Origin of the sequence: Candidatus Avelusimicrobium stercoris (genome assembly GCF_002437085.1) — a bacterium.
GTDB lineage: Bacteria > Elusimicrobiota > Elusimicrobia > Elusimicrobiales > Elusimicrobiaceae > Avelusimicrobium > Avelusimicrobium stercoris.
This window is the reverse complement of the sequence record NZ_DJOA01000037.1, coordinates 1-21,150: the sequence shown is the minus strand read 5'-3', so window position 1 is coordinate 21,150 and position 21,150 is coordinate 1. Positions and strand designations below refer to the sequence as shown.

Annotated in this window: 17 protein-coding genes; all 17 read right to left on the bottom strand. The window is 50.0% G+C overall.

The genetic code is table 11. From position 1 onward, the window contains the following. Positions 1-26 precede the first annotated feature (26 nt). On the bottom strand, positions 27-512 hold the full coding sequence (locus B2118_RS05700; RefSeq protein WP_428054022.1) for a TadE family protein: 486 nt from the start codon (positions 510-512) through the stop codon (positions 27-29). A gap of 11 nt (positions 513-523) precedes the next feature. Continuing rightward, positions 524-745 carry a hypothetical protein gene (locus B2118_RS05695; protein ID WP_428054020.1) on the bottom strand — a complete coding sequence of 74 codons (222 nt, stop codon included), beginning with the start codon at positions 743-745 and terminating at the stop codon, positions 524-526. A gap of 26 nt (positions 746-771) precedes the next feature. Continuing rightward, positions 772-957: a hypothetical protein gene (locus tag B2118_RS05690; protein WP_428054018.1), complete on the bottom strand. Its 186-nt coding sequence runs from the start codon at positions 955-957 to the stop codon at positions 772-774. A gap of 3 nt (positions 958-960) precedes the next feature. Next, a complete protein-coding gene (locus B2118_RS05685; protein ID WP_428054016.1) occupies positions 961-1,935 on the bottom strand; it encodes a hypothetical protein in 975 nt (324 codons plus the stop codon). 101 nt (positions 1,936-2,036) lie between these two features. After that, positions 2,037-6,683 (bottom strand): hypothetical protein, encoded by a 4,647-nt coding sequence (locus tag B2118_RS05680; RefSeq protein WP_428054014.1) that lies wholly within the window; start codon positions 6,681-6,683, stop codon positions 2,037-2,039. A 598-nt stretch (positions 6,684-7,281) separates the two neighbouring features. Next, positions 7,282-8,823 (bottom strand): GGDEF domain-containing protein, encoded by a 1,542-nt coding sequence (locus tag B2118_RS05675; protein ID WP_428054012.1) that lies wholly within the window; start codon positions 8,821-8,823, stop codon positions 7,282-7,284. Positions 8,824-8,827: 4 nt separating this feature from the next. Then, a complete protein-coding gene (locus tag B2118_RS05670) occupies positions 8,828-10,033 on the bottom strand; it encodes an extracellular solute-binding protein (protein WP_428054010.1) in 1,206 nt (401 codons plus the stop codon). A 14-nt stretch (positions 10,034-10,047) separates the two neighbouring features. After that, positions 10,048-11,067: a tRNA (adenosine(37)-N6)-threonylcarbamoyltransferase complex transferase subunit TsaD gene (tsaD, locus tag B2118_RS05665; protein ID WP_428054008.1), complete on the bottom strand. Its 1,020-nt coding sequence runs from the start codon at positions 11,065-11,067 to the stop codon at positions 10,048-10,050. Beyond that, positions 11,064-12,449 (bottom strand): S41 family peptidase, encoded by a 1,386-nt coding sequence (locus B2118_RS05660; RefSeq protein WP_428054006.1) that lies wholly within the window; start codon positions 12,447-12,449, stop codon positions 11,064-11,066. The genes tsaD and B2118_RS05660 overlap by 4 nt, the downstream gene beginning before the upstream one ends. Positions 12,450-12,465: 16 nt before the next feature. Then, positions 12,466-13,635: a murein hydrolase activator EnvC family protein gene (locus B2118_RS05655; protein ID WP_428054004.1), complete on the bottom strand. Its 1,170-nt coding sequence runs from the start codon at positions 13,633-13,635 to the stop codon at positions 12,466-12,468. Next, on the bottom strand, positions 13,620-14,405 hold the full coding sequence (locus B2118_RS05650; protein WP_428054002.1) for a hypothetical protein: 786 nt from the start codon (positions 14,403-14,405) through the stop codon (positions 13,620-13,622). The genes B2118_RS05655 and B2118_RS05650 overlap by 16 nt, the downstream gene beginning before the upstream one ends. A gap of 3 nt (positions 14,406-14,408) precedes the next feature. Next, the gene (locus B2118_RS05645; protein WP_428054000.1) at positions 14,409-15,779 is read right to left on the bottom strand and encodes an alkaline phosphatase; all 1,371 of its coding nucleotides are present in this window, start codon (positions 15,777-15,779) and stop codon (positions 14,409-14,411) included. An 8-nt stretch (positions 15,780-15,787) separates the two neighbouring features. Further along, positions 15,788-17,239, bottom strand: a complete 1,452-nt coding sequence (locus B2118_RS05640) for a glycogen synthase (RefSeq protein WP_428053998.1) — start codon at positions 17,237-17,239, stop codon at positions 15,788-15,790. A gap of 2 nt (positions 17,240-17,241) precedes the next feature. After that, positions 17,242-18,273: an SMC-Scp complex subunit ScpB gene (gene scpB, locus B2118_RS05635; RefSeq protein ID WP_428053996.1), complete on the bottom strand. Its 1,032-nt coding sequence runs from the start codon at positions 18,271-18,273 to the stop codon at positions 17,242-17,244. Between the two features lie 15 nt (positions 18,274-18,288). Then, positions 18,289-19,050, bottom strand: a complete 762-nt coding sequence (locus B2118_RS05630; RefSeq protein WP_428053994.1) for a segregation and condensation protein A — start codon at positions 19,048-19,050, stop codon at positions 18,289-18,291. Between the two features lie 15 nt (positions 19,051-19,065). Then, on the bottom strand, positions 19,066-19,704 hold the full coding sequence (locus B2118_RS05625; RefSeq protein ID WP_428053992.1) for a site-2 protease family protein: 639 nt from the start codon (positions 19,702-19,704) through the stop codon (positions 19,066-19,068). A 257-nt stretch (positions 19,705-19,961) separates the two neighbouring features. Next, on the bottom strand, positions 19,962-21,150 hold a 1,189-nt coding region (locus B2118_RS05620), incomplete at its 5' end, for a hypothetical protein (protein ID WP_428053990.1).

Below are 21,150 nucleotides of genomic sequence, written 5' to 3'. Positions count from 1 at the left end.
CTGCTTTAAAAAATAATAAGTCAAATCTATTTCGTATCCGAACTTAAATACGCTTTTTCAATCGGCATACGGGTAACGGATTGTATCTTGCGCAACCCCTCGCGCCGCGGTTCGGTAGCCAGAATATAACTGGTACCGGGGAAGATTAACCGCACGGGATACGTTACCGTTACAATTACGTCCTCGTGGCGGTGCTTTCTGTACATGGGGTCCACGCCGGTGGTTTCCACCTTTACGTTTACCCCCACCCGTCCGGCCTCAGAGCCGAAGACCTGCGTTTTCGCATGGTTTATCTTCTGCGTGATGACCGTTCTGTCGGGTCTGCCGCTGGGCTTTTTTACGGCCACCAACGAGCCGATACGGGCAAATTCATAGGAAGCGTGGTTAATAATAATCGTGTGGTATGCAATATTACCGTATTCAAGCACAAAGAAAATCAGTAGCATAAATACTGGCAAAATCAGCATTAATTCCGCAGTTACCTGTCCACACTTCCTACGAAAAAGTTTCATACGGCTCCAAATTACATTTCGCTCATACTGCCGGTGATTTTGCCTTTTACCTGTTCAAACAAATCCGGCATAAATTTCTTAATGAGCACACCGGCCAAGCCGGCCACGCCCACGACCACGACGAGCATCAATACGTATTCAATCGTGTTCTGGCCTTCCTTCTTTTTCAGGCAGCCCAAAGCCTGCGCTTTCAAGGCGTCCATTTTGTTTTGCAAAGCAATAATAAACTTCATATAACGTCCTCCTGATTTTTTAAAATTTAATCTGCACTATAATCCGACAAAATTATTTTTGCCCCTTGGTCAAACTGCTGCGGCACCAAATGGGAATACAACACATAGAAAGAAATAAGAGCCGTTAAAAGCCCGGCCGCCGTTACGATATATTCTACCGCAGTTTGGCCCTTTTTGTTTAAAAAAGTTTTTCTTTCATAGGTGTTTTTCATATATTAAAACTGGATAGCCAACGCAATCTGCTGCGAGGTGCCCAGCGCGCCAAACGGCGTAACGGCGTAATCAATAGACGCCCCATAACCAAACAATTCGGAACTGTAAATACCGAACCCGAAGGACACCTTGGAGGTTTCGGCTAAGCCTAAATCGCCCACCCAAGAGTCCTTTTCGTTGGTGCCCGTATTCGTGCGGGTATAATAACCTACGCGCAAATCAAAGCGGGCCACCTGCAACAAATCTTCGGGGATGTGGACTTCCAACCCCACACCATAGCGGGCTTTATCGTCGCGGTATTTCATATATTCGCCGGACACGGTAAAATAGCGGGTATTTAAGTCGGCGCCCAAACGCAAACCGCGCGGCATTTCTTCTTTATCGCCAATGTTTACGAGCGCACCGCCAAGGCCCAACCAATTGATGAGGCGCAACTTGGCCCCCACGTCAAAGCCAACGTTATCATAGCGGTCGGTGTCCAGTTTTTCGCTAATATATTTGGCCGTACCGCCGATTTGGAGTTTTTGGTTAAAGAATCCGCGGGCAATAGAAAGACCGCCCACAAAGTTCTGCACCGGCACGCCGACTTCGGGCTGTAATTCCCCACGTTCGCCACGGAAATCAAAGCCGTCCATATCCATATAGTTCAGCGTTACGCCGATAATGGTTTTGCCAATCGGCTGCAAATAAGCCAAGGTACGCGCTTTATAACCCTGCAAATAATCCAAGTACGCAAATTGGAGTTCGCGCGTAGTGGCCGAAGCGGCACCCGCCGGGTTCCAAAACAAGGCTTCCGGGCCGTCCGCAATAGACACATAGGCATTGCCTAAGGCCTGGGCTCTGGGGGAGCCGGCGTCAATCTTTAAGAACGCGCTGGCGCTGGTACCGGCATTGGAACTGATAGATTCCGCCTGCGCGCCCGCGCTTAAAAGACCGACCGTTAAACAAGCGATTAAAACTTTTACTCTTATATTCATAAATCTGTTTTTGCCGGGTACTCCGGCCCTTTTATATATTTACGGCACCAGCGGCGCAAAGTCCGCAGGCCCTTGGGGTGTTGGCCCCAAGGGCTGTTAGGTTACGGAACCAAAATCTTTACAACTTTTTGGCAGTGTTCGCGGCCGTTCTGGGCTCTAAAATCCACGAGGCCGAAGTACACGCCGCGGGCCACCTTTTTGCCGTGCTGGTTGGTTCTATCCCACTTGCAGCGCAGAGCCGCGTTGCGGATGTTGGGGAACGCATCCAAGCCGTCGTTATCCAGTTTTACAGAGCCTTCCGGCGTATTATCCGGGTTGAACTGCAAACTGCTGCCCATCGTTACCTGGTAGTTGTTGGCGTCCACGCAGGTATAGTTGCTGTCGCGCACCAAGTCGCCCGCCAGGTTGAAGTATTTAATAGATACCGTACCGGGCACCGGCATTTTGGTAATTTCCAGCGTACCTTTGCTGGCTACGCGCAGCGGGTTCGGGTAGAAGAAAACCGTCTTTTCCCAGTCTTCGCATACGAAGCGCCCGTCGCCAATGGCCACCGTGGCCTTGTGCAAGTTTTGATACTGGTATGTATCGGCCACTTTTTCAATGCTCCACTTGGCGGCATCGGCGGAGGTGTCGTCCGCACCCAAAATTTCGCCGGTTACGCTGTCAATATCGGCGGTGTTAAGCGCCGTTACGAAGCGGAACGGATAAGTACCGTCCGGCACTTCCTGCTGGGCATAGTCGCGGCCGTCCCACACTTCTTCAATAAGCGTGGTGGCGGGGCGGATACCCACAATGGCTTTTACCAACACTTCGTGGATATCTTTCACTTCCGTACCCGTGGTGGGGTTACGCAAGGTACCCTTTTGGTAATCGTAAATCGTGGTACCGGGTTTGAAGATTTGGATAGCCACCTTCATCGGCACAGAGATTTGGTAGCCAATCTTCATATCGGTATTGCGCTGGTTGAGCGCATAGCCGTCCGCTTCCAACAAGTCAAACACTTTTAACAAGTCGGCGTTCAAGCGGATGACCTTAACCGTTTCCTGGTACAGGTTCGGGTCCGGGTAGTTTTTGGCAATCAAGTGGACTTCATAGATGCCCGGCTTGACGTAAATACCGTTGTTATCCGTACCGTCCCAATACACTTTGCGCACGGTGTTGGGGTCAAAGTTGCCCGTATTGGCAATCGTCATCGTGGAGAGGTATTTGCATACCGCTCCGGCGGCGGCGTTGCGCGAGGTCAACTTACCAGTGGTATCGTAGCACATATTGGGCTTCAAGGCCACAATGGCTACCTCTACCGTTGCCGCGCGGGAAACGGAGAAATCAATTTCGTACGGTGGGATAAACACCGGGCCCGTAGAGGCGTTGAACAACTGCGGCGCATTGGGATAGACAGCCGTAGAGCCGTCCAAGAAATACACCGAGCCGCGGGTAATGTTGATTTTGCTGGATACTTTATCCGTAGCGTACCAGAAATCTTCCCGTTTTACTTCGTTCGGCGTTTTGAACGGAGCGCCAACGATATAAGCGTTACCGTCCGCATCATTTTCGCCGGATTCCGCATAATAGCGGTCAAACGGTTCGTTGGAGCGGGCCGAGATAAAGAACGGATATTGTCCGTCCGGCACCGTTTCATACGGGCAGTCCTTCAAATTCGTAGCGCCTTTGCACGCGCCGGGCTGTTGGGTAGAGGTCGGGTTGTAGAAGGATACCGCATCCCACTCCTCAGTAATCATAATTCCGTCGCCCGTCTTGGTAGAGGTGCGGTCAAAGGTTTTAACCGGCTGCAAGCGCACGTCCACCACGCCCGAGGCCGCCGCTTGGGCATCGGCCGGGTAGTTGGTAAAGGTGGTGTCGTTTACATAGATACATTTCGTATCTTGCGCCGCCACTTTTGCCGGGTCCACATAACCATTTGTAAATACATTGGCATCCGTCGTTTTGTTACAAATACGGGGCGGCCAAGAGTTTACACCCGTGGAAAGCGTACCGATTTCGCGCTTCAAGGTTACATAGTATTGGAGTTCCGTCGTAACCGTGGAACCCGCCACATAGTTCGGGTTTTCCACCACCGTTACCGTATCGCGGGTATAGGGGTTAGCCGAACCCGTGAGGGTGGTATTCGTACCGACGGATAAATTCGTCAAGGTAGCATACGCTGTGGTTACACCCGTTTCGTACACGGGCACACTCGCCAAGTTGGCGGCGTAACCCGTCGCCCAGTAAGAGGCATTTACCACAAAGTCGCTGTAATCACCGCCTTTGGTGTTGTAGGCCGGGATGACGACATCTTTATTATAGATGTTGATTTGTACGTTCATAGCCTTGGACAACATATAGGAAATGGTGGCCTTGGCGTCGCTGTCGCCATACACGTCGGTCGTGGCCACGTCCACTAAGCGGTACATATCCACCGGGAACACGGCAGAGGCTTTATTAGTTACCGCGGGGAACATAGCGTCCTTGCTTTCCACCACAAACATATAGGTACCGGGGGTTACCATACGGCCCTGGTCGTCGCGACCGTCCCAAGACAGCGTATTCATCTGCTGGGCAACCTGCGTGATACCCGTTTTGGGCGTTAAGTATTTCACGTCCACGCCCGCCGAGTTGGTAACTTTGGCTACCACATTGGCTTCGCGCACGATAGAATATTTAAAGATGAACGGGTCCAAACCGTAAGCGGTCGGGCTGGAACCCACAGTGGAATAACTGACCGGCTGGATAGTGATGTCCACAAAGCCGCGTTCAATAGCCACCTGGCCCGTGTAATAACTAAGCGTCTTTACGCCCGTAAATTGTTTATGGTTGTTAGCCGCATTAGCCGTACAAGCCGCGCCCGCCGTAAAACTCGGCGTACCAGAACCGCCTAAGGCGTTGTAATAGCAGCCGTTGTACGGGATTTCCGCCCACAGCACATATACATAGTTACCGTCCGGCATTGGGGAACCATTAGCAAAATGTTCGGTGCAGGTATTCTCACCGCAAGTTTCGCCGGTGGACATTTTTTCGCCCTTGGCATAGGTGCGCTCACAACCATCTTTTACGCCGCACAGACCGTCCCATTTAGAGGTAAAGTTCATACGGCTGGTGCGGTCTTCGGCAGAACTGTACACCAAGGTCCCGGTATTGGCTACAAGCGCCGGAGCCGTGCCAGTAGGCTGGGAAGAGTTGGTGTTAATCGTATTCGTGCCGGAGGTAGTACCGTCAAAGGTGGTTCCAGGCGTGTAAATATTCCAATACACCTTAGAGGCTTCCGTCGGCACATAATTAATAGAAGCGTACGCGGTGGATTTTTTGTTAAGGCCCGTAACGGTGATATCCGTTAATTTCAAGGGATCCAATGAAACTTGGCGCGTAACGGCGCGGGAGAAATCAATCCCCGGCCATTCGTCCTGCGTTTTGGCTTGGATAGCCGCAATGTAGTTGCCCGCAGGCAGGAGCATACCGCTGTCGTTGCGGCCGTCCCACGAATCGGACTCTACGATTTGCTTATCGCTTTCCACCCCTTTCATACCTTCGCCCACGCGCGGCTGCCAATCCACCAAGGTGCGGACGATTTGTTTATTGCCAGTAATGGGATCTGCCGTGTTGCTGGCACCATAATTGGTAGCGTCGCTATTGGAAGCATCCAAAATAGCGATACGGACATCCGCATCTTTGCTCAAACGGTAAGCAAAGGTGTACGGCTGGGCCGGCACAGCGGTAATATCCCCCACTACGGTAGGCGTACTGCGCACGGTATGTACGTTGGTTACGTCCACCTGTATCGGGATTTGGTTTTCGCCGGGGTAGGCAATCGTGGAGTTAAATTCAATTTTATCTACGGCTACGTTATCGCCGGGGAAGTCCGTAGCCACAGTGGCGCGGAAGGCAAAGTCCCCGTTGGACTTACCAAATTCGCCAGCAATTTCATAAGAGCCGTCCCACGCGGCGCAGAACGTGATAGGGTCGCCATCTTCGGCCCCATCGTTATTAAATACCATACAGTTTTCACCATAGGTACCGCAAATGCTTTCTGCATTAGCACTCGTAACATTAACCGTCACAACATGACCCGTTGCTTTCGTGTCCAACTTTGTGCAACTGGCACTACCACTATTCCATTTGCAAGCGGCATCCGTAGAAGATTTAGCACTGCAAGCCAAATTCCCAGTACAAGAATACTGGGCACTGGAACAAGGGTTGCCCCCGCTGGAACCAATGCAGTGATAGGAACCGCATTTGGTGCTGTTGGTATCCGGATACAAATCAATAGAGCGGATGGCCGGGGTGCCTTCCGCATCTTTAATGTTTTTGCCATTATAATATTTGACAATATCAAAAGTTACATTTTGCAACGGAAATGCAATAGAATAAGTAGCCTGAGACATTGGTCTATTGGTGCAGACAACCTGCATACACAAGGCCAAACAATGGTTCGGGTAATTGTTGTTTGCAACGGCAGACGGGTAGGGCTGGTCATATTCAATCAAGGCCGAACTGACCCACGGGTCCGTAGTGTTTTGGTTGGAGGTTGGGTTTGGAGTCGTTACGAAACTGCGCTCGGTGGTAAGCGAGTTTCCCCAATCACAATAGCGCTGCGCATCTGTATTGGCTGCATTTTGATAATATACCCCCGCCTTTCTTACGTCGGCGCGTTGGGCAAACAGCGGCGAGCAAGCCGCGACTAACAACAAAGCCAAAACGGCGCGAAGCACCGTCCGGCCCGATAAAACCCGGAATAAACTTTTGATTCTATTCATTGTGTATGTATCCATTTGGGGACTTAATTCCCGTCTCAAAATTATATTTTTTACAAATCTTTTCCGCGCTTAAAACAATGCGCGCGGAACGGCGGCTGATTATAAAAATAAACAGACGCCGAACCTATACTCTTAAATTTTTGCAACTTTTGGGGCAAATGTCAACTGTTTTTTGCATTTTTCCCCGTCTTATTAGGGAAATACCAACAGCCCCTAATTTAATCAACAGCAAATCCAGTATAAAAACACTTAAAAAATACAGCCTTAAACAACACAATCGGTAGATCCTGAAAACAATGAGGGCTGCACCTTACAAGCCGCCAGTTTCAGGATGACCTCCTTTTTTAATACAGTCGTCATTCCCGAAAGTAGTAGTCGGGAATCTGTTTTTGCTGTTGTTCCCTTAAAAAACGACAGATCCCCGACTAAAACACTCGGGGATGACGGCGTAAAAGAAATTGTCAATAAGGGCCATATTGGAAGGTGTGCCGACGCAGAGCATTCCAGTATCTGATATTTTTCTTTTTTTGTAACAACAGATCCTGGACTACGACTTTCCAGGATGACGGCACAGAAAAGCACAGATGTCCTTATAATCTTACCGCATTTGGGAGCCACGAGCATTAGCTGTGCCGTCGCCCGCTTGCGCCACTTGGTCGGCTACCTCGCGGTACACCGCAAAACTGCCGCGCCCGTTCTGCTTAACCACATACAGGGCTTTGTCGGCCTTTTCCAAAAGGGATTCCGAGGTTTCCCCGTCAAACGGAAAGCAGGAAATGCCTTGGCTGATACTCAAATGCACGGCCTTTCCGTCGGTGTAACGGTCCGGCAGGGTAATGGCGCAAATGCGCTCTTTTAAGCGTTTGGCAATAATTTTGGCTTCCTCACTGTTGGTACGCGGAAGCATAATAACCATTTCGTCCCCGCCGAAACGGCAAGGCACATCCGTCTGGCGCAGGCTGGTGCGAATCACACGGCTGACCTCTTTTAACGCCCAATCGCCGATTTGGTGTCCGTAGCCGTCGTTAATCTGCTTGAACCAGTCAATATCCATAATAATCAGGCACATCGTTAAATCAAAACGCTTAGAGCGGTAAATTTCTTCCGCAAATTTTTCGTTGAAATAGCGGCGCACCGGAAGTTTGGTCAGTTCGTCGTAATTGGAAAGTTCCTGCACGCGTTCAAACAGGCGGGCGTTGTCAATCGTCAGCGCCATTTGCGTAGCAAACTGCTGTAAGGAAATAAAGTCCAAATACCCCACCTTGCGGCGCGACAAAATATTGTCAAACGCCAAAAAACCGACTTTCGTGCGCTGGACTTTAAGCGGAATATAAATCACGCTGCGGGTAGAGCGGTAAGTGGCGGAGGAATCAAACACTTCTTTGAGTAAATTTTGTTCGGCGGGCGGCAAGGAAGCGCCGTCCTGGTGGGTTACCTGGCCGGAAATATCCACCCCCAACACGGACTTAATTTTGTTGCCCTCTCCGTCAGTTAAATACAGGCGGACACGGTCAAAGCGAAAGTATTTTTGCACACCCTTTAAAATAAGTTCCAGGCCGTCGTTTAAACGCAAGGACGAGGCAAAAATAGTAGATAAATCGTTCAGCGCGGTGGAAACATTTAAACGCTGGTTTTTGGCCTGGTCAATTTCCGTATTGCGTAAATTGTGGGAAATTTCCTGTCCCAAGGCCTTGATTAATTCCTTTTCCTCGGGCGTAAAACCGCGGTTTTTGCGGAAGCGCTCCAAGCGCAGTACGCCCACCTTTTCCTGCATAAAACTGTGTACCTCGCCCGCCTTTAATTCCACACTCGGGCGCTGCCATTTTACCAATACATAAATGGCGGGATAACTTAAATCGGTCGTTTCGGCCTCGCCGTTTTGCAGCAGTTGCTTTAAGAAGACGGGCTCGTTTAAAACAGAAATATCCTCCTGCATATCCATACAGTATTCCTTTTTGCACATCATACGCAGGGATAACAGCGCGCGCTCCTGCTGCCAGTCAAAAAAGTACACGCGGTCCAACTTAAACAAATTGCGCAAGGCGGGCAAGGCGCACTCCAACAGTTCCCGCTTGTTTTGGAACGACTGGTTCAACTGTTTGTGAAATTTATAGAGCGTATAAGATTTTTTATCAAACATAACGCTAGGCCTCGTAAATGGACAACAAATATTCTATTTCTTTGGCGGTTAAGTCCAAGTCCCTGTCCAAGGAGGCTTGGCTGAAACGGCCCTCTACAATCTGCGTGGCGCACACGGCCAGCACGCGCTTTAAAATCTCCATAATCGTGCCCGTAATGGTGATATTGGGCAAGGTACGCGCAGAGGACAAAATATTGCTGTATGTGCTGAGCCGCTGAGTAGAGGAGAAAATAAATTGCTCAAAGGCGTCTTCAAACGCCGGGAAGGCGTCAATCATAGAAGCATAATGCAGTTGTATATCCGGGCGGGCGCAGAATTTAATAAATTTTAAGGCGTTCTTTTTTTCCTGCGACTGGGTATTGATAAACAAATTCATCCCGGACAGATAGGAAAAATACATATCGCCCGTCGTCGGCACCGGGAGCGTGCGCACGCGGATACCGCGCCGCGCGTTAAAGGTGCTTACGCCCTGTTTGCGGGAAATCATCATACTGGCCTTGCCGGAAACAACCGTCCCCAGCGAACCGCGCTCGCGCAAAATGGGCATATAGTTTTTAAGGGCCAAATTGATATAATCGCGGATACCTTCTTTAAACGCCTTTGTGCCTACTAGGGTAGTGCCGCGGTCAGCGGACAAGAGGTCCGAACCGCGCCCCCATACACACGGCAAGGCGTTGCGCATAGAAAGCGAGCCGCGCCAATCGCTGTTTTGCATTGGGTAATAGCCCGGAACATCTTTAAATTGTTCACGCAGGGCTTCGCAGGTGTGCAAAAGCCCGTCCCAAGTGGCCAGGTCCTGCTCAGGCTTGGAGGTTACCAATTTTAAATGGTCGGCCCGGTAGTGCAGCGCGCTTAAATCAAACCACCACGGATAAGAATAAATATCCTTCGTACCCGGCTGGTAACAATGCGCTTTAAGCGGAACCAAGCAGTTGGCTAAGGATAGCCCGGGATCCAGTTCCGACAAGTTTTCCGCCACGCCCTCGCGCACCAACAGGGCGGTCCAGTAGTGCGGGATTTGAATCAAATCCGGCACTTCTTCCTCGTGTGTGGGGTGCTTTATGGTAAACATACGCCGCCAAAGCACATTGCGCGTAAAAACGCGTATGGTAACGTCTATGGACGGATTTTCCTTTTTAAAAAGAGAAATAAACGAAGCGTAAACGTCTTTACTTTTATCGCCCGCGTCGGGCATCACCCACAAAATCATTTGGACTCCTTACACTAATCCCAACTGCGTACCTTCATATTGGGGTTAATGTCTATATTCTTTTTAACCGGCTTGCCGGTCTTTTCGGCGTGTTCCAATTTTTTATAAGCGGCCAAGGCAATCATAGCGGCGTTATCCGAGGACAATTTGCGCTCCACAAAGTGGACCTCTATGCCCGCTTGCTGGGCCGCTTCCTGCATTTTTTCGCGCAGGAGCGAGTTCGCTGCCACCCCGCCGCCTACGGCAATGTGTTTTACCTTATATTTTTTGGCGGCCAACAGGGTTTTGGTTACCAAGGTTTCCACCATTGCTTCTTCAAAACTGGCGCAGACATCGGGGATAGAAAAATCTTTATGGTCGCGCAGGTAGTAACTGACCGCGGTTTTGATACCGCTGAACGAAAATTCCCACGTTCCCGGCAACAGCGGGCGCGGAAAATGGATAGCGTCCCGCTTGCCCAAAAGCGCCTGCTTGGATACCTGCGGCCCGCCCGGATAAGCCAGCCCCAACAACTTGGCCACCTTATCAAAGGCTTCGCCCGCGGCGTCGTCGCGCGTTTTACCCAATACTTTATAATCGCCATAGTTTCTAACGTACCACAATTCCGTATGCCCGCCGGACACCACTAATGCCACCAACGGAAATTGCAATTTGTTTTTGGCTTCGTTGCCTTCAAAATCGCACGCAAAAATATGCCCTTCCAAGTGGTTTACTCCTATTATAGGCACTTTTTTGAATTTTGCAAGCGTTTCCGCCGCCACACGCCCCACCATTAAGCCGCCGGGCAAGCCGGGGCCGCTGGCAAAGGCAACGTAATCAATCGGCTGGTCCTTTAAGGCCTCGCCGATGACGGTGGCAATTTTGGCGGCGTGGGCACGGCTGGCTAACTCCGGCACCACTCCGTGGTATTTTTTATGCTCGTCAATTTGGGAATAAATAACATTAGACAAAATCTCTTTGCCCCCCTTTAAAAGGGCGGCAGAGGTTTCATCGCAAGTGGATTCAATACCTAAAATCGTAAAATCTTTCTTCATTTAGAGGCTTCCTTTTTCCCGGCTTTTTTATCATCCGTTTTAGCGGTATTTTTTTTGTCCGCCTTTTGGGCTTTGCGCTCTTCGGCCGCCTTTTTAGAAGCGGCTTTGGCATCTTCCAGGCTTACTTTACCCGTCAGAATTTCCACGGCTTTATCCAGCACCGGGTCCTCTACGGTAAACTTCATATCAGGCGTTTTTTGACCGGGCGTATGCACAATATTATTATACTGCATAAACACCTTGGCTTCCTTGTCCGCCGGGAAGATAACTTCCACATCCGGTACAATACCGCCCTCGTCGGCTTTGGATTTGTCGCGGTAGTCGCGCTGGATTAAACGACCGGACGGCGTGTAATAATGTGCAATCGTCAGGCGCAAGCCCGCCCCGCCGGAAAGCGGCATCACCTGCTGTACGCTGGCTTTGCCAAAGGTCCGCTGCCCCACGATAAACGCACGGCCGTTGTCTTGCAGGGCACCCGAAACGATTTCGCTCGCGCTGGCGGAACCTTGGTTGACGAGCAACGCCATCGGGATATCCGGGTAATCCGGCTGCGCGGAGGTTTTAAATTCTTGGTAATACTCGGGTTTGCGCCCTTGGGTATAGACAATCATTTCATCCGGCGCCAAAAAGAGTTTAGCGATATCCACCGCACCCGTTAATAAGCCACCGGGGTTAAAGCGCAAATCCAACACAAGAGAGGTCATCCCTTGTTTTTGCAAATCCTTTAACGCTTTTTTAATGGCTTCGGTGCTGTGGCCCGAAAAGTCCACCAAATACACATACCCGACTTTGCCCGGGAGCATACGGGAATAGACCACCTCGGGCACGATTTTTTCGCGCTTAAATTTAAAGTCCGGCAAATTCTTGTATTCGCCTTTATCATCCTTGCGGCTAATGGTAATTTTTACTTTACTGCCCACGGGGCCACGCATTAATTCCACGGCTTCATCCAAGGGCATATTTTTTACGTCCTTATCGTCCACCGCCACAATGCGGTCGCCCGGCATTACCCCGGCCTTAAAGGCGGGCGTGCCCGGCATAGGCGTCATTACCGTAATAAAGCCGTCCACCGCCTGCAAGCGGATACCCAAACCGCCAAAGTCGCCGCGGGTGTCGTTTTTGAGTTCCTTATAGTCCTTGGGGTCCAAATATTGCGAAAAATCGTCCAGTTCCCCCACTACGCCCTTTATCGCGCCGGAAACGAGTTTATCCGTATCGGTAACTTCTACATAGTTTTCCTTGACGTATTCCAACACATCTACCAAGGTGCGCAGTTGCTTTAAACTGTTATCCGCCGCCGCATACGCGTACGGAAACAGCGTCCCCATAAAAAACAATACTGCCGCCAACACGGCGTAACGACTTAATTTTTTTGATTTCATATCATCCTCTAAATAGTTATTTCAGCCACTCCTGCGGGTCCACCGCGGTAGTACCTTGGCGGATTTCAAAATATACCGCACTCTTGCCCGTGCCGGAGGAGGACTGCGTGTCCTGCCCCGCCGTGCCGATTACGCCCTGCACCGGGAGTTTATCCCCCACCGAGGCGCTGATTTCCTTCAAAAATCCGTAAATGGTAAAGAACCCTTTATTGTGGTCCACAATTACCACATTGCCATACGAGCGGAAGGGCCCGGCGTAAATCACGCTGCCCTCAGCCGCCGTGCGGACAGGTTCGCCCGCCTTGGCGGAAATTTTAATCCCGTCGCGGAAAATCCAAGTATTCAAGTCAGCACGGTATTCCTTGCCGAATTTGCTGATAACCGTTCCCGCCACCGGCCACGGTAACGAGTGGCGCTGTGCATCTATGCGCGGGCCCGTGGTGGATTTTTTGACCGGGGTCTTGGAAGCGGCGGCCTTTTTGGCGTCCGCCGCCTTGCGTTTTCGCTCAAATGAGGCGAGCAAATTGTTAAGTTCCGCAGCCGATTTATTCAGTTCATTGATTTCCTTGCGCACGGCGTCGGCCTTGCGCTGGGTAACGTCCAAATCCTTCTTCTTTTTATTAAACGATTGCGAAATGACAGCCTGTTCCTGCTTGATTTGGGAACTCTGCGCCATTAATTTTTTGTTGCGCTCCTCAAACGAGTGCAAGCGCTCTTTGGCTTCTTTATTTTCTTTTTTAAGTTCAGCGGCAAAGGCGGCCTTGTGCGTAACCATACGGTCCACAAAAATTTCCTGCTCCAAACTGTACCCGCCCGGGCAAGCCGCGCAAGAGGGCGTAAAATAATATTGGGTTAATTCCTCTTGCACCACCCCCTGCCACATCGGCATACTGCGCTCCAACGCGGCGCGTTTATCCTCAATAGACAGCAAATTTTGCTCTACATAGGTAATGTCGGACTCTACTTTGTTTTTGCGCTGTTCGGCGCGCGCTTTTTGGTTTTCCAAGGCGGAAATTTCCTGCGAAATCTGCTGCGCCTGTTTGCGGTATTTTTGCAATTCCCGCTCTTTTTCAGCCGCAGCATTTTTTAGTTTTTCCAACTCCTGCTTACGCTTGGCGGCCTCGTCGCAATAGAGCGGCGAGGCGAACACCAACAGAGCCAATAAAACGCTTAAAATTTTTGCCATTTAGATAACGTCCACCCAAAAAGCCCGCAAAAGGCTAATAATAACAACTGCCGCCCAAGCGAGGTAAACTGGCTGACGGCTTCGGCCAAAAAGCCCGTAGGATACACGAGCACCGCAAAAAACAGGCAGGAAGCCAGCCCGGCCAAAACGCCGGAAACAGCCCCGCTAAAAAAGTGTGCACGCGGCCCGGCCGACGGATAGGCCTCCACCAAAAACATAAAGGCCAAAAACAACAAGAGCGCAAACACAACAGCCAAATTTAACAGTTTGGCGCACAGCCCCACATAAAAAAGCAGTTGCGCGTGCTGTAAATTATAATGCGGCGTTAAGAACGGATATTCCGCCGACAAATTATCCGCAAACGGGCGGATATTGTTAATGGCCTTGTAATTTAAATGCAGTTCGTAATACGCAGGCATTTTATTCTTGCCCATTAAAAGCATAGCATCGGCCAGTTGCGGGTTTTGTCGGCGGACGGCTTCCAGCGCGTCCTGCGGGGAAAACAGACGAACTTCGGCAATGTCCTCTTTTTGGTTTAAAGATTCGCCCGTTTCCGCCAGTTTTGCATTGTCCGGCGTACCGTTTACGGTTAAAATCATTTTAAACGAGCGGTTTAACTCCTGGTAATATGTATCCAGCCGCATATTTACAAACACCGCCGTTTGCAACAAAACCGCCACCGCAAACACCAGTAAAAAGAGTCTGCGGTGCAAGTGAAACACGTGTTTGGGGGCTTTAACCGTTTTGGGCTCTTCCAAAAATTCTTCCATAAATTACCACCCTAACGCCGCTTTCATACGCGGCAAAATGTCCGTATTGTGGTACAGGCCGGAAAACTCGCCGGCGTCCTCGCCATAGGCCACGCTTAACAACGGCAAAGACGAGTGGGACGGCGTAGCCCATACGATACCGCGATCTTCGTCCAACTGTTTAAAAAGACCGTCCAAATCCTCCGGGTTTTTAAAGGCGGAAATATCCACCGGATAACCCATAGCGGCGGTTAATTGCTCCTGCAATAAGGCCGGGGTCCGTTTTTCAGGCGACAGTTTTTTCAACTCCTCCTTTAAATTGTACAAACTGCGCTTTTGGAGTAAAAACTGGTGATACGTTTTAAAGGAAGCGTAGTCCACATTGCCGTCATAGAGCACTTCGCCCTGGGCGTTTTTTTCCATTACTTTTTGCTGCCCCAAGTGGCGGTAGGTAAACGCGCCGAGGCCCGTGTCGTGGTCCGCATTTAAATAGACCAAGGTATCGGGCGTTTTGTCGGCATAAGGCAACACATAGCCCAGTAAGGTATCCAAGTTTTGCATTTCCTTAAACCACGCGCCCGCGTCGTTGCCGTGGGCGGCCCAGTCAATTTTTCCGGCTTCCACCATTAAAATAAAACCATTGGGGTTCTGGCTCAAAATTTCCACCGCTTTTTGCGTTTGCTCGGTAAGTGTGGGGATTTGCGGGTGCATATACATTTCTACCGTCATCGGCAGAGCTTGCTCGGCAAACAGCCCCAGCACTTTACCAGATTTGATTTTGGCCAGTTCCTTTTTGTTGGTGGCAATATGATAACCTTTCTTTTTAGCCTGTTTTAAAAGTTTTTTATTTTCCCCGGTGGAAAAATATTTAAGGCCGCCGCCCATAATCACTTCCGGGCCGAAATCAATCATTTGACGGGCAATCTCCATTTTCTGGCGGCGGTTTTGTGTGTGGGAGGTAAAGGCCGCAGGGGTGGCGTCGGTAACATATACGTCCGTAACCACGCCGACGGACATCCCTTTTTCGCGCGCCATTTCCAGTAAGGTTTTGGCGGCCGCGCCGTTGTAATCCTCGCCGATTACGCCAGGGCGGGAAAGTTGGCCCGTAGCCATTTGCGTAGCCGCGGCGGCGGAATCGGTTACCAAGGTATCATAGGTGTTATTAAAGAACAGCCCCCACGTACCGCCATTTAACATCCGCTCCAAGTTGGAGGTTTTTTCGGGATAATCCGGCAAGTTCGCATAGCGGACGCCTTCGGTAAAAAAGCCGATAGCCTCCGGGCCCATACCGTCCCCAATTACCCAAATAAGATTCTTTACGTTCCCGGCTAAGGCAGGGACCGACAGCAGTACGAAAGCCAAAAGTACAAATAAAACACGACGCATATTCTTCATTTTATCTCCTAAATCATTGTTTTGCGGTACAAATCCAAATAGGCCTGGGCCGATTTGTCCCACGATAAATCCTGCCGCATTGCGTTGCGGACGAGTTTCGTCCACACCGGGCGGTTGTGCTGGTACAGGGCCAGCGCTCCCTCCAAGGTGGCGTAAATACCGTTTTCGGTAAAGTTGTTAATAAAGAAGCCCGTGGCCGTATCCTCTTTGCCGGGTTCATAGCCCTTTACGGTATCCACTAGCCCACCCACTTTGGACACGACGGGCAAGGTACCGTATTGCATAGCAATTAACTGTGAAAGGCCGCACGGCTCAAAGCGCGACGGCATTAAGAACAAGTCCGCGCCCGCATAAATACGGTGGGCCAAATCTTCATCCAAGCGGCCGTTATAACTGACGGACGTGGGATTATTGCGCGCCAAACTTTGGTACGCCTTTTCCAGCATTGGGTCGCCCATACCCAGCACCACAAACTGCGCGCGGTCTTTTAAGCGTCCAATCAAATTGACGACCACATCCAACCCCTTTTGATAATCCAAGCGCGACACTATGCCGATAAGCGGCTTGTCGGCTTCCTGCGGGAGTTTGCATTGCTGCTGCAAGGCCAGTTTGGCGGCCAATTTGCCCTTTACCACTTCGCTTACGTCGTAGCCAATGGGCAACACGGGGTCCAATTCCGGGTCCCAAATATCGGTATCAATCCCGTTTACAATACCGCAAAAGTTTTTACTGCGGTAGCGCAAAAGCCCCTCCAATCCAAAACCCATAGCGGGGTCGGTTTGAACTTCGCGCGCGTAGTTGGGGCTGACGGTATTAATATTATCGGCAAACACAATACCGCTCTTTAAGAAACTAATTCCCCCGTAATATTCAAATTTATCGGGCGTGTAATCCACCGGGTGGAAGCCCGCCTTGCGGAACGAGGAATACGGATAGTGCCCTTGGTAGGCAATGTTATGAATTGTATATAAACTGCGGGTGCGGGTGTAGAAGGCGTCCAACTTATACACCGTTTTTAAATAGGCGGGAATTAAGCCCGTCTGCCAGTCGTGGCAATGGATGATATCGGGGCGGAAGCCGATAAACTTACACCCTTCCAGCACCGCGCGGCTAAACAAAATAAAGCGCTCATCGTTGTCGGGGTATTCGCCCATTTTGGTACGGTAGAGTTCGGGACGGTCAAAATATTTGCGGTTGCCCACAAAAAACACCAACACATTGCCCCAGTTAATATAAGAAAGCGAAACCTGCTCTATTCTGTCCCCTATCGGGATTAAATACACGCCGGGAACCACCTTTAAAGAGGATACCCGCACAATATTGCGGTAGTGTGGCAGGAACAAAAGCACCTTGTTGCCCTTGCGCATAGAAAACTGCTGGCAGAGCGCGCCCACCACATCGGCAAGCCCCCCGGTTTTGCAAAACGGAAACGCCTCGCTGGCGGCCAAAACAATATTCATAGTTATTTATCCTCCTGGTTTTCTTGCGCAGGTTGCGCGTCGGCGGGGTTGCTATCCGTCTCTTTCCGCCGGGACTGCAAAGAGGCCAACGCATTATCGGGCGCGGTTACCTGCTCGTTTACCTTTAAGGCGGGGTCCGTGTCCTGCGCGGGCTCCGTTGAAACCACGCCGACAGACTCCACCGGGGCTTTTTCCTCGGCGGACAAGGCGGCCTGCTTTAAAAGTTCAGGGGCGGCGTCATTGGTAAAAATATCCCCGCGGTTGTAACTGTTGCGCGTAAAGAACGGGTCGGCGGACGAGGCGTCCAGCGCCTGCAATTTTTCCTCGCCTTCCAATTCTTCCAGCGGGATAATGGCCGGCTCTTTAAGCGGCGGCAAGGGCTCGCCGAACGGAAGTTCCTCTTGCTTTTCGCGCAAGGTTTTGGAAGCAAACTCCTGCAAGTCGGGCAGTTCGGAAATTTTGTTCAGCCCAAAAATGCGTAAAAATTCATCCGTCGTACCATAGACCATTGGGCGGCCAATGGTATCTTTTTTGCCCACCACGCGCACGAGCCCGCGCTCCAACAAGCGTTCCAACGGTCCCGCTACATCCACGCCGCGGATGGCTTCCATTTCCGCACGGGTAAGCGGCTGTTTGTAGGCGATGATGGCCAAGGTTTCCAACGCGGCGTTGGAAAGTTTGGTCGTCATTTTTTCGTTATACAAGCGTCGCACCCAGCGGCCAAATTCCGGCTTGGTGGACATTTGGAACCCGCCGCCGATTTCCACCACGCGGATAGCGCTTTGGCGTTGGGCGTAGTCTTCTTGGATTTCCAAAATCATCTCGCGCACGCGCCGCGCATCCACACCGTCAATTACGTCTGCAATGCGGGAGGGTTTTATTGGGCGGTCGGTAATAAACAAAAGGGTTTCCACAATCTGCTTAAATTCACTCGTGGGCACCAGTTCAAAGGGCCGTTCGTCCGCCGGCTTTTCGGTCGCGGGCGTTGTTTGCGCCGCGGCTTGAACAGGTGTTACGTTTTCTTCGGTTGGCATAAGTCCTCCGGGCGGCTAATTAGCGTCGCCGTGCATAAGGGTTTTAAAATCTTTATCTTTGTTTTCCGGGTTTAAATAAATACGGATTTGCCCTTGCTGCTCATCCTGCCGGGCAATAATTTTTTTAATCTTCATCAGTTCCAACAGTGCCATAAAGCAGGTAATCACGCCGCGCTTTTTGGTTTCCCCCACAAAGATATCGTCCAACAGCACCCACTCGTGCTTTTTGAACATATCCACCACCTTTTGCATTTTCATTTCAATCGGAAATTCTTCCACGTTTAAAAGTTCAATGCGTTTGCGCTCGTCTAACCGTTCAAAGGCGCGCTTGACGGCGGATAACAAATCAAACAGTTGCAGGTTAATGATTTTTTCCCCGTCGTCAAAAATGGGAGCGGAGCGGTAAAAATTGTCCTTGTTTTCCTCAAACTTTTTTTCCAAAAATTTGCTGGCTTCCTTGTATTTTTGGTACTCCACCAACTTGGCGATAAGTTCCTTTACGGGGTTGGGGCCCTCGTCCTCGGTCGTCGGCGCCTGCGAGGGCAACAAGGTTTTGGCCTTGATTTGCATCAGCGTACTGGCCATTACCAAAAACTCCCCGGCCACCTCCAAGTTCAGTTCCTTCATTACGTTTAAATAATCCAGGTACTGCTTGGTGATTTCGGCGATGTTAATGTCGCAAATGTCCAAGTTATCTTTTTTAATTAAGTGCAATAACAGGTCCATCGGGCCTTCAAACACATTGATATGCACATTAATCGGCGCAGGGTTAATCATTTACGCTCCGCAAACCTACAAGGTTAAAATTTTGCCTAACAATCCGACGATTATCCGGGTGGGCGGCAGTAAAATAAATTGCACCGCACCCGTTAAAATAAGGGCGAAAACCACCCACATCCCAAAGCGGCTGAAAAACAGTTCGTACTTAAAGGCCGCCCGCATCGGAAGCAAGGCCGCCACCACGCGCCCGCCGTCCAAGGGCGGGATAGGAATTAAATTAAATACGGCTAAAAATACGTTAATAAACATCCCATATTGTAAAAATACAAAAACCTGCTCCAAGGTCTGCACGGTAAAATGGTTCTGCGCCAAAAGAAAAATCTTCATAACCAGCACGCAGATAAGGGCCAAAAGCAAGTTACACGCCGGGCCTGCCACCGCCACCTTGCCCATATCTTTACGCGGGCGCGGAAAGCGCATCGGATTTACGGGCACGGGCTTGGCCCAGCCAAACAACGGAAAATGCAAAAAGTAACACACCGCAGGCACCAAGAGCGTGCCGACGGGGTCAATGTGTTTAAGCGGGTTTAAGGTTAGGCGGCCGGAGTGATAGGCCGTGTCGTCGCCCATACGGTGCGCTACCCAGCCGTGTGCAAATTCGTGCAGGATGATAGATAAAAATAAAATGGGTATAAAGATAATTACTTCCATATATTGTATTCTACTAATTTATACCCGTTCCTGCACGCGCGCCCAAGCAAAAATGCCCTATAAAAAGCGGGTAAAAAATATTATTTGCTGTTTTAGTTTAAATTAGTTATAATAAATTAACCTTAATTAATCATTAAGGCTTCAACTAAAGCAACGCAACCGAAGGCCGAAACGTGGGCAAAAGCAGCACACGGCAGACCCTTAGGAACGCAAAACCCCCGGACTAAACCGGGGGTTTTGACAATTATGGACAACGCTTAATTATTGGCTACGCAAGTAAGCACTTTACCTGTACCAGAGGCGTTGTTACAAGAGGTTCCACTTGAATATTTATAAGTACCATTTGGGCAACCATTGGGCACGGCTTTTGATATCAAGCACTTATAGGAACAAGATTCACTTCCCAACTTACAATTAGAATTACAAAGGGCATCGTAATCGCTGACAGAGCAAGATTTCATAGAGCCACCAGAATAATATTGTCCATTTTGTTGTCCGCCAATGCGAGTACCCCCCTCCCAGAATAACCAGCGTTCTTGTGTTGAACCAGTCTTGGGTGATTTAACCAAAGAACCTCCCTGAAAAAATTCATAAGTGTGTACACAGCAACGCTCGCCCCCAAAACAAACTGGTTCATAATGGGCTTCCTCAGTCTTGTAGCAATCATTAGGGTCAGCATCTGCTGCCGAACAATCTTTTCTGCCTGCTGTTAAATTTCCAGAGTGGGGCGAATAATGACAATTAACCAAGACCCCCACATCAATAACTTTGGCCTTAAAAGTGCCCAAGCAAACCCCGTTTTTAAGTACCATATTGCTAGGGCAGATACACTCGCAGGAAGAACTATCCCAAGTACCTTGACTATTCACACAAGCAGACTCGCCGGAATTGTCGCACCCGGCCGTTTTGCTTTTGAGTAAAAACGAGGTATAAGTTTTGCCATTTGTCTTTTTATTCCCGGAAGCGTCATAATCACTCGCGTATTGGTTATCCCACCATAGTTCTTCCCCAAGGTTCGCGGAATTTTGCGCACTTTTGTTAATTTTGGCGGTACCGGAAATATCCATATTGTCCGCCTTGCCACCCATTACGGGGATGTCATTACCGTAAATCGTGTTGGTTACGTTACTTTGGTGGAAATTCGTGTCTTTAAAAGCAACATTATTGGCCATTATGCGCCCGGCGTTTACTGTTCCACCGTTTTCAATAGTCAGTTTTTCACTCAAACGGTATTCGGGCGTATTCGTACTGCCTAATGTGGTTCCGTTTTGCACATTTACTTGTTTTAAGTACGCATTAGCCCCTTTGATTACGATATTCCCCACGTTAGAACGGGTATTACAAAAGTTGAGTATCGGGGCACCAGTTACGTGCGTGGAGTCGGCTGCGTCCAAATGGGCAAAGTTACCCACCGGGGCGGATAGGGTTGTTACAAACTGCATTTGT